Raw genomic sequence first — 13946 nt, 5'->3', positions numbered from 1 at the left:
TACTGATGAGTGTGGCCTATCGCAAAAACTGGGATACATATTTTATGGATATTGCCTGCATGGTTTCTACGCGTTCGCGTTGCAACCGCCGCCATGTCGGTGCTGTGCTGGTGCAGGGCAAGAAGCTGCTGGGTACCGCGTATAACGGAGCGCCCATGGGAGTTCCTGACTGCTCGGAGGCGGGCTGCATGGTCTCCGAACAATATGAGCGGGAGATCGTAGACGGTGTGGAAACGATGGTGAAGAAGCAGCGCTGCATCCGCACAATTCATGCCGAGCAGAATCTGCTGCTGTTCACTGACCGGAGCGACCGGGAAGGAAGTACGGTCTACGTCACCGATGAGCCTTGCTGGACCTGCGCCAACATGCTGGCCAACAGCGGTATTGTGGAGATTGTCTATTTGCGCCCGTACCGCAAGGATATGGAGAAGGTAGAGAATATGCTGACTACCAAAGGGATCATATTCCGCCAATTGGAGAATTATGAGCCACCGGCAGAAACGATGATCACCGTCTCGGAGTAACAGAATCCATGCGAAATTAAATGAGTAAAGGGGAAGAACCTCTGTATGCGCGGATGTACGCGTATATTGGGGTTCTTTTTGTTGTCCGGTTATTTCAGAAGGAGGGGAATAAATGAAGGGAAGGCCGTTGTTAGGGTTTACAGTCTGCTGGATCACAGGAAGTGCTGCAGCCTGCTTGTTCTCGGGCTACAAGCTGCTGATTCTGTGGGCAGGCTGTCTGCTGCTGCTCGCGATCTATGCAGCCTGTGGGAGATTGGGCTGGAAGCAGCTTGCAGTATTCGCAATATCACTTGCTGTCGCCGCCCTGTATTGGGAGTGGAATGAAGGCCGCAATGTCAGTCAGCTGCCAGAAGTGCTTGCCTCGCAACCGGCAGAGCAGCAGGAGAGTAATGTGGAAGCCGAAGGCATGATTGTGTCTCCTGTGGAACGGGACGGGGACCGGGTGGATTTTACGCTGAAGCTGTCACAGATACGGAGCAATGCAGCAGGGCAGACTGCAGCACAGGTGAAGGGGGAACTTGTCGCCGTTCAGATCAAACTCCAAGCTGAAGCGGAAATTGCCGTGGCCGCCAATTGGGCAAGAGGAGACCGGGTGGTGCTGACGGGTGAACTGGTACTGCCGGGGGAGGCGCGTAATTTTGGAGGTTTCGATTACCGTGCTTATCTGCATACCCAAAGAATCCACTGGCTCCTGAAAGGAAGCGGGGCCGGAAGCGTGGAGGCTACGCCTCCAGAGTCTTGGGGAGCTTCAACCCTGCTGCGCTGGAATGATGCGGCGCGTATTGTGCTTGGGGCTGAAATGGACCGCTTGTTCCAGGACCGGCATTCGGGATATATGAAAGGGCTGGTGATCGGGATCCAGGACGACCTGGACCCGGAGACCTTCCGGCAGTTCTCACAGCTGGGATTGACCCATATTCTGGCGATATCAGGCATGCATGTGGCGGTGTATGTCGCCGTGCTTTTATTTATCCTCAGGCATTGCCGGGTAACAAGAGAAACGGCGCTGACTGTTACACTACTTCTGGTTCCGGTATATGTGTTGTTATCCGGGGCAGGGCCGTCAATTGTACGGGCGGGACTGATGGGCATGATCGCGCTTCTTGCCGCGCGGCTTGGGATGCTCAAGGACGGTCTGAATATTCTAGCCGCTGCGGCACTTATTATGCTGGTCTGGAATCCGTATTTGCTGATGAGTGTCAGCTTTCAGCTGTCATTTCTGGTGACGGCAGGTTTGATGGTCTATGTGCCGCTTGCCAATCCTTTGATGAAGCGTCTGCCGGGCTGGCTGGGAAGTTCCATATCGGTAACTCTGATCGCCCAGCTGGTTTCTTTTCCCCTGACGATTTATTACTTTAACCAGTTTTCGCTGCTGTCCTTTGCTGCAAATCTGGTGCTGGTGCCCTTCATCACTTTTTTGGTACTGCCGCTGGGAACATTGGCTCTCCTGCTGGGCTGGTTCTGGGAAGCAGGTGCAGGTGTTGTCGCAGATGCTGCCGAACTGCTGAATAATGCCACCTTTGGAGCGGTGGAATGGGTTAACGGCTTCTCCGGTGGGGTGCTGATCTGGCGCTCACCTTCACTGCTGTGGATTTGCGGCTATTACCTCCTGCTGTACGGGCTGCTGTACGCCTTGAAACAGCGGGCAGGGGCACAGGTACGGGAGATTCCGCAATACATGGTGGATGAAACCAGGCCGCTGGCTGAACTGGCCCCGGAAGGCAACGGCAAAGGCAAAGGAAGAAGCCGTGAACGCGATGCCCTGGCGTTATCCTTCCAGCCCCGGGGCGGAATTAGACTGGCCGGATCTGCGGTTCTGATATGTGCTGCCGGGCTGGTGCTGCTGCTCTACAGGGGCTACCATGTAGTGAGCCTTGAGGGTGCGGGAGCCATCAGTTATCTGGATGTGGGGCAAGGTGACAGCATCCTGATTACAACCCCCGGAGGGGCGCATATTCTTGTCGATGGAGGAGGGACACTGAGCTTTGGGAACAAGGAGGAGTGGCGCATCCGCCGTGATCCCTTTGAGGTTGGAGCGAAGACATTGCTCCCGTTGCTGAAGCAGCGCGGCATCCACCGCCTGGACGCCGTTATTTTGACGCATGGTGATCAGGATCATGCCGGGGGACTGCAGGCAGTGCTGGAGGGAATGCCTGTGTCGGCTGTGCTGTTCAATGGCACGCTGGCTGAGCGTGAGCCTTACCGGAAGCTCATGAGGACCGCTATTACGAAGAAGGCCCGGCTGTACGCTGTGCAGCAGGGGCAGACGCTGGCTCCGGATGATCAGACGAAGCTGTTTTTTCTGTGGCCGGAGCCGCCGCAAACTGACGGGCAGTCTGTACTTCCGGCAGTGGAAGACCAGAACCACGAATCGGTGGTGTTTCGGCTGGAGATGAACGGACGTAATTTTTTGTTTACCGGAGATATGGATAAAGCGTCGGAGAAGGCGGTAATTCTGGCAGCAGAACAGAGTGGACTAGACAGTGGTGCAAAGATCGATGTACTGAAGGTTGCCCACCACGGAAGCAAGACCGCGACCGGAGCCGAATGGCTGGAATTTTGGAGGCCGGCTTTTGCTGTGATTTCAGCAGGCGTCAATAATTCGTACGGGCATCCGAACGGCGACGTATTGGAACGTTTGACGGAATCGAATACTGCGGTATACCGGACCGATTTGCATGGGGAAATTCAATTGAAGGTGCAACAGGAGGAGATTGCAGTTCGCCATAAGCTTAGGGCAGCTCAGGAGGAACAGCCAACACCGGAGAAGGAGAAACGATGATTTTCCTGAGTTTAAGGGGGGCTTATAAAGGAATAAAGCAAGCAGCAGCAAATTATTAATTTCAGAGGAAAATGATGGAACCCTTTGCGAGTTGGAGAGTCTTATTGGCGAGAGGTGATAACAAAGATGCACAGCGAGAAATTGTCCTATACAATGGCGTGTACACCGTCAATGACGCTGCGGGAAATGATGGAGAGTTATGGGTCCGATGTCTGGCACTATGCTTTTTTTCTGACACGCAGCCGCGAGCAGGCGGATGATATCAGTCAGGAGGTCTTCTTGAAAGCCTATCGAAATATAGGCAAATATCGCGGTCACTCGACGCTAAAGACCTGGCTGCTGACCATCACCCGAAATACGGCGTTCAGCTGGAGAAGGAATAACTTCTGGCGAAGGTTCATTCCGCTGGGCGAGCAGCATACTCCAGGCCAGGCGCGTTCTGCGGAAAAGGAAGCAATGGGCAACCAGTATGTCAGCCGGATTTGGGAGATTGTTATGGAATTGCCTGATAAGCACAGAGAGGTCCTGGTGCTTGATATCCAGCAGGGGCTGTCGATTGCTGAAATGTCCAGAATGCTTGGTATAGCGGAGGGAACGGTCAAATCCCGCTTGTCCCGGGCCAGAGAGAAAGTAAGAGCGGCGATAAAGGAGGAAGAACTGTGAAAAGTCAGCACTCAGATAAAGAGGGAAATGTCATGTTCGGGGCACAGGACTGGTACGCAAAGGCCGGGCGCATTCCCTTTCAGGACGACGGATTCACACCGGAGCTGATGGCCCGGATACAGCAGGCGGCAGATAATCAATCAGCGGGCAATTGGATTTTCCGCTCCGGCAAAAGCCTTGGCCTGGCGGGACTGGCTGCAATCCTGCTGCTCGGGGTTTTGGTTTGGCCGTTCAGCGAATCGGGCACGGGGAGATACATAGATCAGGTATCCTCTCTGTTCAGCAGCAGCACAACTGCTGAATTGCCGCCATCAGCTGTAGCTTCAGCTTCTCCTTCAGCGGCTTCACAGGGATTTAATCCGCCTATAGGCTCTGCAGAGTTTGAAATTGGCGGCCAGAAGTATTACATGCCCCTGCCGATGGACCGGAACAAAGCACTGGCTTACGCAGCCGAAACCTCGCAGGGAATCATTTGGTCACCGCCACCGCCAATGGTGAACTATACTAAACCGAAGTATACACACAACACGGAGCCGTACACGCTCTATTTGACGCCTCAAGGCCACGCGGAGCTGTCGGCTGCAACAGCTCGAAGAATATACACTTTCCCGCTCTACGCCGGTGGTGCGCAGTCGTATTATGAACTGGCCGGAATCTATGGAGCCGGAGACTATATCCTGATGGTGAACCGCACATACACAGTAGGTGAACCAGGGCTGCAATCCGAGGCCAAGCTGTCTGTAATTAACGTCAAAGAGGCGGCTGACGGGAGGGCTGCAGAGCCTTGGGAACTATTGACTTTGAAAAACGAATTTGCTGAGTCCAAATCTTTTATCGCTGTCAACCCGCAGGAGGAAGAGGTACTGCTATTGTATTATGTTGAAGATGGAAAGGGAGGTTATACCGCCCACAATAAGCTTTATGATATCAAAACAGGCAACGTGCAGATTCTGGAAGGCACCATCAGCACGGATGAACAAGTTACTGATGCCAAAACTAACATATCTTTTATGGATAGCAACATCAATACGTTAAAGGAGAGATTGATATTGACCGCTCATTATGAAGTGCAGGGTGAGAAACGGTCAACGGAAATCACTTTGCCGATAGGAGAACAATGGTTATTTGATTGGATGGAACAAGAATATGGGATAAATATAGATCCCTGGAGATAAAAATATACCTTCTTCATCTATCTGCTCAATCGGTTACTAGATAATTTACTAAAAAAAAGCTATACTTTTTGATAATATCAGAAAGTATAGCTTTTTTTGCTGCTGCTCTCTGACTGTTCGTGAATGACAAGTATTTTTCCTATAAGAAAGAGTGGAGCGGAAAAGATGAAGAAGCTGACCATTGAGGATGTTGCCCAAAAGGCGGGAGTGTCGAAAAGCACGGTCTCGCAATTTTTGAATAAACGGTTTAAATATATGAGCGAAGCGACCAAAAACCGGATTGCTGCCGTCATTGAAGAGCTGAATTATCAGCCGAACGGGCTGGCCCGCAGCCTGAAGCAGAACCGCACGTTTATGGTCGGCGTCATTGTGGCCAATATAGATTATTCGCTGTCGATTCAATGCATCAGGGCGATTGAGAATGAGCTGCAGCGCCACGGGATACAAGTCATTATCTGTAATGCCGACGAAAATGCCGATAAGGAGAATACTTACGTGGAGACGCTAGTGGCCCGCCAGGTGGACGGCCTCATCATCTTCCCGACAGGAGACAATCCTTCCGCCTATACCCGGCTTATCGAAGCCCATTACCCGCTCGTATTTATGGACCGGCTGGTGGAAGGGGTCACTACGCAAAGCCTGCTGCTGGATAACGAAATGGCAGTGAAGACCGCAGTCAAGGAGCTGGTGCGGCATGGCCATGAGGCGATAGCCCTGCTCTCGCTGCCGCTTGGAGAGCATGCCATTACGCCGCGCAGGGAACGGATGAGCGGCTTCAGGAAGGCGATGGAGGATGCCGGGCTGGCGCTGAACGAACAGTATATGCGCAGCGTCCCAAGGGATGAAATCGCTTCGGCCCTGGATGCGCTGCTCGCTCTGCCGCAGCCGCCGACAGCGCTGCTTGCAGCCAATGACCTTGTGCTTGGGGAAATTCTCAAGTACGCCAACCGCCACTCCATTGCCATTCCCGGCCGGTTGTCCGTCATCGGCATTGACGATGCCGAGTTTGCACGGATTTATAACCCGGATATCACGACCATCCGGCAGCCGGCCTATGAGATGGGGATGCAGGCAGCCAAAATCATGCTGTCTTTAATTGAGAACGAGGATACTTCCGTTCCGATCACCTACCGGTTTCCTCCCGCACTCCAGCAGGGGCAGTCCGTTCAGGCACCGGCTAAATAAAACGGTTTATAAAGCACTGTTAATCACAATCTGATCTGTTCAGCCTCACAATGAAAAGCCCTACACAGTCCCTTTAAAACTGTGTAGGGCTTTTCATACAGTTATTTTACAGTCAGTGAGTATTTGCCTAATTACACGTTAGCGTTCATAAACTTTTCCAGCCCGTCCCGTGTTGGCAGTCCGTCCATATCACCTGGCGACATTACAGCCAAAGCGCCGATGGCATTGCCCCGCTTCACTGCTTCCCCTACCGGCAGCTGCTCCAGCAGCGCGCTGATTACGCCGACGGCGAAGCCGTCACCTGCACCTACGGTATCAACAACCTTTTCTACCTTAAAGCCATCGACATAACCTTCTTCTCCACCGGAGGTTTTATAATATGCGCCTTCAGGTCCCAGCTTGATCACGACCAGGGATACGCCCCGATCCAGGTAGTAGCCGGCAATATCCTCCGGTGTGTCCAGTCCGGTCAGAATCTTGCCTTCTCCAAGCCCAGGCAGGAACCAGTCACAACGTGTCGCCAAGTCGTTGATTGTACTAACCATAGTCTCCTTATCCGGCCATAACATGGGGCGCAGATTAGGGTCAAGAGAGACGGTTTTTCTGTTCTTTTTCATAAATTCCATGGCATGCAGGGAGAACTCATGACAGGTCTTTGAAAGTGCAGAAGAGATGCTGGTGACATGTAAGTGACCGGCGGAAGTGAAATATTCTTCATTGAAGTCGGCCAGACTCAGCTTGGAGGCTGCGGAATTTTTGCGGAAATACTCCACCTTCGGATCACCGGTCAGTACCTTGGATTTGATCAGCATGCCTGTCGGGAATTCCTTGGTGTACGTAATACTCTCCGTATCTATTCCCTCTTTCTCCAGCGCTAAGGCAATGAATTGGCCGAAGTTGTCTTCACCAAGCTTGGTGACATAGCCGGTCTTGTGTTCCAGGCGCGACAACCCGGTCGCTACATTGCTCTCTGCCCCGGCAAGCGCCTTGGAGAATGAAGTGGCCTCATGCAGCGGTCCGGCTTCATTGGCATAAAACATCGCCATCGGTTCCCCGAATGTGACTGCGTTTAATGATTTGCTCATGGATAATTCCTCCTCAGGGTAATGATCTAAGCCCTGTATAATGATTTGTAATTTGAAATTATCATATAAATCGGTTTTGTACAATAAGTTATTACGCTTTCATCGTAGCCTGTATAGAGAATTTAATATTGTATATAACATAAATCCTTTATTTATAAGCATTTTGTGACTGAAGCTAAGAATTAACTCGTTATTCACATAAATATATATTGACTGTAGACAGCATTGTTATTACTATTTTCATATAAGGTTTTGAGCTGATGTTAGTAAATTAGATAAATTAGTTTATCTAAAGAAGTATTTCTTACATCCTATATTCGAATAAAGAAAGGGAGTTAACCGATGAAGAAAATAAAAGTATTGCAAAACATCACATCCGTTGGCGTAGTTGCCGTTATCCGTGCGGACAATGCCGATGATGCTTATCGGATGTCTGCCGCCTGTATTGAAGGCGGACTGAACAACATTGAGGTAACCTTTACTACACCGGATGCCGATGTGGCAATTAAACGGCTGGTAGCTGATTTTGGAGGCCGTGCTGTGATTGGTGCAGGCACGGTGCTCGACCCGCTTACCGCAAGAATCGCTATTCTCGCAGGCTCGGAATTTGTGGTCAGCCCTTCCTTCGAAGAAGAAACGGCGAAGATGTGTAATCTATATGGGATTCCCTACATGCCAGGCTGCTTGACGCTGAATGAAATGAAGGAAGCGCTCAAGCTGGGTGTGGATGTTCTGAAGCTGTTCCCGGGCAGCGCTTTTGGACCGGATTATATCAAAGCGGTCAAAGGTCCGATGCCGCATGTCAACATCATGCCGACAGGCGGCGTGGATCTGAACAATATGGAGAAATGGATTGCAAACGGCTGTATCGCTGTAGGCATTGGCGGCAACCTTACCGCCCCCGCCAAGCATGGCCGCTATGATCAAATCACTGAGCTGGCTGCCCAGTATGTAGCCAAGTTCAAGGAGATCAAGGGCGTATAAACCTTGAATCCCAAATGTTACAAGACAGAAGCCGTTCGACCGGGTACTTGCCGGCCGGACGGCTTTTGCCGTTCTTTTCAAAGCTTCATTGTATAGAACAGGGACAAAAACAATAAACTGTAGAGTAGAAAGCGGCGTTATAATTTAGTTTGCCGGGAGTGAGTTGGATGTCTGCCTATAACAATAAGCTGCTAAGCCCAGCTACTGAGGATGACGCGCAGTATATATGTATTAAATGTAGCAAGCATGGCTGCAAGGTGACGGTGGGCCAGATTTACAGGCTGGAGCGAAACTACAACAACCCGCAGCTTTTTGTGGGCGGTGAAATCTATATTGTGGATGATGAGCAGAAAGACAACTATTCCATTTTAATGCTGTGCCAAACTGTCTTGTATAAATAGGATGAATGATTGCCAAATACATAGATTTAGCTGTCAGCCCCACTCCGTGGGGCTATTTAGTTTCAATTTTGTAACGAACTTCTATAAAAGAGTATTTGAAGATTCAGTGCTTCCCCTGTATGCTTAGTAAGGATTATAGACCGTTCCGGTGAAACTAAGGGCTGAAACCCTAGCGTCCGGAAAGACGTAATAAACAAAGTTTGGTACCCTAAAAATAATGATTACAGGCTTGCAACAAATCCGCAGTCTTGCGCGTCAGTAAGATTGCATAGAGAGGGGGAACCTTCGTGGTGGAGCAGGGACTCATCAGAGCCGCTCAAGCGGGCGATCGCGACGCTCTAATCACCCTATTGCGAGAAATTGAGGGACATGTATATAAAACAGCCTTCTATATTCTGCATAATGAACAGGACGCTCTGGATGCATCACAGGAGGCACTCATCAGAGTGTATACCAAAATTGGTTCATATGAAGAGAAGGCACAGTTCAAAACATGGGTTCAGCGGATCGTTACCAACATTTGCATCGACAAATTCAGAAGAACAAAACCTACAGTTTCAATTGATGAACACGAAATGGTGTTTCAGGACAATAAACATAATGTGGAGCGCGAAGTGATGTCCGCCTATTTGCAGGAGGATATCCGCGAAGCGATTGACCAACTCCCTGAGCATCACCGCACCGTGATTGTACTGCGGTATTTGCAGGATTTTTCTTACAACGAGATAGCAGACTGCTTAGATTTGCCTTTGAATACAGTGAAATCTTACCTGTTCCGGGCAAGGCAGCAGCTGCAGAATAGACTTCAGGAGTACCAGAAAGGTGGTGTATCAGGATGAAATGCGCGGAGGTGATGGAATGGATGCACCGCTATTTGGATCATGATCTCAGTCAGGACGAGATGATTGAAATGTTCCGTCATATTGATGATTGTTCTTCCTGCGCGGAAGTCTTTGACCGGCTTCAGCTGCTCTCCCAGCAACTGGAGCAGCTGCCGGACGTGAAACCCCCATTCAGTCTGGTTGACTCAATCCTGCCTCAGCTTGATCAACTGGACCTAAACGTCCAGGGGAAAAGCGCAGATGCGGTAAGCCCTGAAGAAGAATCAAAGGTCGTGCCTTTTTCCCGCAAAAGCACCCATGGCAAAGCTTCCAAGGGAGCTTCCCTGGCAGCGCGGACAGGCATAGGAGCTGCTGCGGCAGCGGTTATCCTGCTTATTGCTATGTTTAATATGCCGGGCAGCATGCCGACGGCGGATGTGGAGCAATCGCTGCAACAGACAGCTGAGAACAACGCCGGCAAAGAGGCCTTGAGCATAATGTCCTCGGATGCTTCGGGTTCCGCTCAGGATGCTGCACCGGGTGAGAACAAGCAAGAGGTGAAGAACTCCGAGAAGGTAGATCCTACTTCCGCTGACGGGGGCCAGAATACCGGCGGCAGTACCGCACCGGCAGAGACTTCTGCTCCTCCAACCGCAAAAGCAACGGATAAAGCTCCTGCCATGACGAGAAAGTCTGGATCAGATAAGCGGTCTTCAAGTAGGAAAGGCACTACCGGAACAGCAACTCCGGCACCCGGAGCTGCGGATATGGACTCCAAAAGCAGCAATAACGATATGAAGGGGATGGGATTGGACGAAGGCGGGGATCCTGCAGCAGCCGACAGCCAGGAGTCTCTGGATGCCTCTCATGAGCCCGGGGCGGGGGAAGATAGAAATATGGGCTTTTCTGCTCTCAAAGCCCAAGCTTCGTGGACCTCACCCGATGGCCTCTACACAGCTGAACTGGCCGAACAGCAGCTGGTAATTTATAAGCTTCCTTCAAACGGGCCAGAGCAGGAACGGACGGTCCTGACCTCACTTCCACTGGAAGGAGCGTGGGTTTCCGGTAACTGGTCGGCTGACGGACTGCAGTTCTCCTATGTGACCGAGCAGAACGGCGCTGAAGTAGCCAATGTATATACAGTTCCTGAAGCCGGTGTCTCTCCCTCATCGGCAGCATCATCCGCAGCATCACCGGATTCTACGCCGGTAGCTTCACCTGCTGTTACCCCGGACGCGGCAACGTCCAATAAATAATTGCAGAGTGGAACTTTTTGAGAGCTAGTGGAATATGCTATGGTAAGAGGACAGGAATTTCAGGATTTGCGAGTTTCATCGGTATGACCGCCGGAAGGGAAGTTTCTAGAGCTTTTCCTTCCGTCGTTTATATAGATGCGCCGCTGAAACGGAGCAACTTTGGTCAACGCTGCCGAAGTTGCTCCGTTTTTGCATGTCATGCCTCAGAAAAACTTGGACGGCTAGAGAGAAAGACGCCTATGTTTATAGCTGCTTTTTTGTTAAAATATAAAAATGTATTGGATTCATACTAAGCGTTGAGGAATGCAATGGAAAAGGAAGTGGCGGGATGGATGCCAAAACGGCGGCCAAGGACATCAAGCAGGGGAATATTTCACCACTGTATGTTTTGTACGGCAGTGAGAAGTTCCGGATGAATGAATTTGCGGCCTTTCTGGAGGAGCATCTGATTGCCAAAGAGGACCGTGACTTTGCGGTGATCCCCTTCGATCTCTCGGAGACGCCTGTGCAGGCCGTTATAGAAGAAGCGGAGACTGTGCCGTTTATGGTGGAGCGGAAGCTGCTGCTGGTGAGAGATGCTTCCCTGTTCACGGCGGGGAAAGAGAACGCAAAGATTGAGCATCGTGTAGAAATGCTTAGCGATTATATGCAGCAGCCGGCTGATTTCAGTGTAATCGTATTTATGGTCAATAATGACAAGCTGGATGAACGTAAAAAAATCGTCAAAGCGGCCAAAGCCGCAGGCACGGTGCTGGCCTTCAATCCGCTGGGTGCGGAAGAGCTGCTGCGCTGGGTGGAGAAGGGCTTCCGTGAGCGTGGCTGCAGCGCAGCGTCTGGAACAGCGGAGGCGCTGGTAGCCAGTGCCGGGACAGGGCTCCAGGGGTTGTCAGCAGAGATGGACAAGCTGTGCTTGTTCGCAGGTAAGGGCGGAACCGTGGATGCCGCAGCAGTGGAGAGTCTGGTACACCGCGGCACTGAGCAGAATGTGTTCACCCTGGTGGAGGATATAGCGAACTTACGCCTTGACAAGGCGCTTAATACACTTTACGAGCTGCTGAAGCAGCGCGAGGAACCGATCAAGATTGCCGCGCTGATCGCCCGGCAGTTCCGGATCATTCTGCAGGTTAAGGATTTGTCCGCCCTCAGCTACTCACAGGGGCAGATTGCTTCGCAAATTGGACTGCATCCCTATGCCGTCAAGCTGGCTGGTGAGCAGGCCCGTAAATTTGAAAGCCAGCGCCTGCGGAGTATTCTGAGCACCCTGGCCGATTTGGATTACAAGATGAAGACAGGAGCCATAGACAAGGTGCTTGGGCTGGAGATGTTTATGCTGCAGCTGGGCGCTTGAACCGGAACAAGACCATTCATAGAACATACTGCAAAAAAGCCTGCCCCGTTGCGTAATATCACTGGGCAGGCTTTTGCAGTTCCTACTATTATAAAGGGGGAAATGGGCACAAAAAAACCTAACCGTATGCAGCATAGCGGTCAGGTTCTTAGAATGCTCATTATGAATGTCGCCCTTGGCTTAGGCTTCTGCCTTAAGAGCGTTCAATTTCTTCGCCAAGCGGGATTTTTTGCGGGCAGCCGCATTTTTATGAACCAGACCTTTACTTACGGCCTTGTCCAGCTTTTTGGAAGCAGCTTGGAAAGCAGCTTGAGCAGTTTCAACTTCCGTTCCTGTCAGTGCTACATCAGCAGTTTTCACAGCTGTACGAAGCGCCGACTTCTGGGAAGCGTTCAGTGCACGGCGTTTTTCGGTCGTCTTGACACGTTTAACCGCGGATTTGATATTTGGCATTGCATTCACCTCCTGGAAGACATTCGAAATCATCATATGATTCACAACTTAAAATAGTTTAGCATGACCGTTAGCAAAAAGCAACACTTAAAGCTTTTGAATTAGCTTCAAATGTGATACCTATTTTGAATTTGAATTAAACCTTGCTGCCCTGAATAAACCATAGCTATCTCTCGCACACTATCGACAAAAAGCAAAAGCTAATGCTCATTAAATTATAAGGAGGCTGAACTATCAATGGAACTGGATCTTCAGCTGTATTCGGTACGTACGGATTTGGCGGTAGAGGCAAAGGAAATGGCCCAGGGACCGCAAAAAACGCCGATTCCCGGTGTGAATGAAGAGGTGGAAGAAGAGGGCGGAATCAAGGTAACCCGGCTTGGAGTAGCTAATAATGCAGGATCACAGGCTATCGGGCGAGCGATCGGAAATTATGTGACGCTGGAAGTTCCGGCGCTTCGCGGCGGAGATACCGGTCTGCAGCAGAAGGTGTCCACCGTGTTTGCCCGCGAATTTGAACAGTTCCTGAACCGGATCGGAATCAACAAAGACTCCTCCGTGCTAATAGTGGGACTGGGCAACTGGAATGTAACTCCAGACTCGCTCGGTCCGCTGGTGGTGGAGAACGCGCTGGTTACGAGACAGTTCTATGAACTGGTTCCGGATCAGGTCTCTCCCGGCTACCGCAATGTGAGTGCGATTGCCCCGGGTGTGCTCGGACTGACCGGCATTGAATCGAGCGAGGTTGTGCAAGGGATCGTAGACCGCACGAAGCCGGATGTCATTATTGCGATTGATGCACTGGCCTCCCGTTCACTTGAGCGGATCAATACGACGATTCAAATTGCCGATATCGGGATTCATCCGGGTTCGGGAATCGGCAATAAACGGCGTGGACTGACCCGGGAGATTCTGGGGATTCCCTGCATTGCTATCGGCGTTCCTACCGTTTGTTACGCGTCCACCATCGTCAATAATGTGCTGGAGATGATGAAGAATCACTTTGCACAGGTTGGAGACGGGGCAGCCCATACGAAAGAAATCATGGGTATGCTGGATGATATCTCCGAGCAGGAGCGGCTTGCGCTGGTCAAGGAAGTGCTTGAGCCGCTGGGACATGATCTGATTGTTACCCCTAAGGAAATCGATGAGTTTATTGAGGAAATTGCCAATATCGTTGCCAGCGGGCTGAATGCTGCATTGCATGAAGCCGTGGATCCAGGCAATGTCGGAGCCTACACGCATTAATTTTCACCTGAATATAGAGCC

13 protein-coding genes are annotated in these 13946 nt (G+C 51.0%); 11 read left to right on the top strand and 2 right to left on the bottom strand.

All coding sequences use genetic code 11. The features are described 5' to 3' along the window. Positions 1 to 5: 5 nt before the first annotated feature. The 5 genes from NST07_RS26925 (at position 6) to NST07_RS26905 (ending at position 6329) form a co-directional block, all read left to right on the top strand. Positions 6 to 524, top strand: coding sequence for a dCMP deaminase family protein (locus NST07_RS26925; RefSeq protein WP_038595511.1), 519 nt, complete (start codon positions 6 to 8; stop codon positions 522 to 524). 112 nt (positions 525 to 636) lie between these two features. Then, a complete protein-coding gene (locus NST07_RS26920) occupies positions 637 to 3306 on the top strand; it encodes a ComEC/Rec2 family competence protein (RefSeq protein ID WP_342480515.1) in 2670 nt (889 codons plus the stop codon). 126 nt (positions 3307 to 3432) lie between these two features. Continuing rightward, positions 3433 to 3969 (top strand): RNA polymerase sigma factor, encoded by a 537-nt coding sequence (locus tag NST07_RS26915; RefSeq protein ID WP_341379572.1) that lies wholly within the window; start codon positions 3433 to 3435, stop codon positions 3967 to 3969. Beyond that, entirely contained in the window at positions 3966 to 5144 is a 1179-nt protein-coding gene (locus NST07_RS26910; RefSeq protein ID WP_342480514.1) for a hypothetical protein, read from the top strand. The genes NST07_RS26915 and NST07_RS26910 overlap by 4 nt, the downstream gene beginning before the upstream one ends. A 165-nt stretch (positions 5145 to 5309) precedes the next feature. Next, positions 5310 to 6329: a LacI family DNA-binding transcriptional regulator gene (locus tag NST07_RS26905; protein WP_341095608.1), complete on the top strand. Its 1020-nt coding sequence runs from the start codon at positions 5310 to 5312 to the stop codon at positions 6327 to 6329. A gap of 131 nt (positions 6330 to 6460) precedes the next feature. Here the strand turns inward: NST07_RS26905 and NST07_RS26900 are convergent, their stop codons facing one another. Then, positions 6461 to 7414 (bottom strand): sugar kinase, encoded by a 954-nt coding sequence (locus NST07_RS26900; RefSeq protein ID WP_342480513.1) that lies wholly within the window; start codon positions 7412 to 7414, stop codon positions 6461 to 6463. A 342-nt stretch (positions 7415 to 7756) separates the two neighbouring features. Here NST07_RS26900 and NST07_RS26895 point away from each other — a divergent pair, with 342 nt between their 5' ends. From NST07_RS26895 to holA, 5 genes are all read left to right on the top strand, one after another. Next, positions 7757 to 8398, top strand: a complete 642-nt coding sequence (locus tag NST07_RS26895; protein ID WP_038595505.1) for a bifunctional 2-keto-4-hydroxyglutarate aldolase/2-keto-3-deoxy-6-phosphogluconate aldolase — start codon at positions 7757 to 7759, stop codon at positions 8396 to 8398. 167 nt (positions 8399 to 8565) lie between these two features. Continuing rightward, the gene (locus tag NST07_RS26890; RefSeq protein ID WP_341095605.1) at positions 8566 to 8799 is read left to right on the top strand and encodes a hypothetical protein; all 234 of its coding nucleotides are present in this window, start codon (positions 8566 to 8568) and stop codon (positions 8797 to 8799) included. 287 nt (positions 8800 to 9086) lie between these two features. Then, positions 9087 to 9638 (top strand): sigma-70 family RNA polymerase sigma factor, encoded by a 552-nt coding sequence (locus NST07_RS26885; RefSeq protein WP_038595503.1) that lies wholly within the window; start codon positions 9087 to 9089, stop codon positions 9636 to 9638. After that, positions 9635 to 10876, top strand: a complete 1242-nt coding sequence (locus NST07_RS26880) for a zf-HC2 domain-containing protein (protein WP_342480512.1) — start codon at positions 9635 to 9637, stop codon at positions 10874 to 10876. Before NST07_RS26885 ends, NST07_RS26880 begins: the two co-directional genes overlap by 4 nt. Before the next feature lie 328 nt (positions 10877 to 11204). Then, entirely contained in the window at positions 11205 to 12224 is a 1020-nt protein-coding gene (holA, locus tag NST07_RS26875; RefSeq protein ID WP_341095602.1) for a DNA polymerase III subunit delta, read from the top strand. A gap of 180 nt (positions 12225 to 12404) precedes the next feature. Here the strand turns inward: holA and rpsT are convergent, their stop codons facing one another. Next, entirely contained in the window at positions 12405 to 12677 is a 273-nt protein-coding gene (rpsT, locus tag NST07_RS26870) for a 30S ribosomal protein S20 (protein WP_038595494.1), read from the bottom strand. Between the two features lie 237 nt (positions 12678 to 12914). Between rpsT and gpr the strand changes: the two genes are divergently transcribed. Further along, positions 12915 to 13925 carry a GPR endopeptidase gene (gene gpr / locus NST07_RS26865; protein WP_341379564.1) on the top strand — a complete coding sequence of 337 codons (1011 nt, stop codon included), beginning with the start codon at positions 12915 to 12917 and terminating at the stop codon, positions 13923 to 13925. Positions 13926 to 13946 lie beyond the last annotated feature (21 nt).

This window comes from Paenibacillus sp. FSL L8-0340, from assembly GCF_038593145.1.
In the GTDB taxonomy this organism is placed as follows: domain Bacteria; phylum Bacillota; class Bacilli; order Paenibacillales; family Paenibacillaceae; genus Paenibacillus_AQ.
The sequence above is the reverse complement of the archived record's forward strand: the minus strand, read 5'-3'. Positions and strand labels throughout refer to the sequence as shown.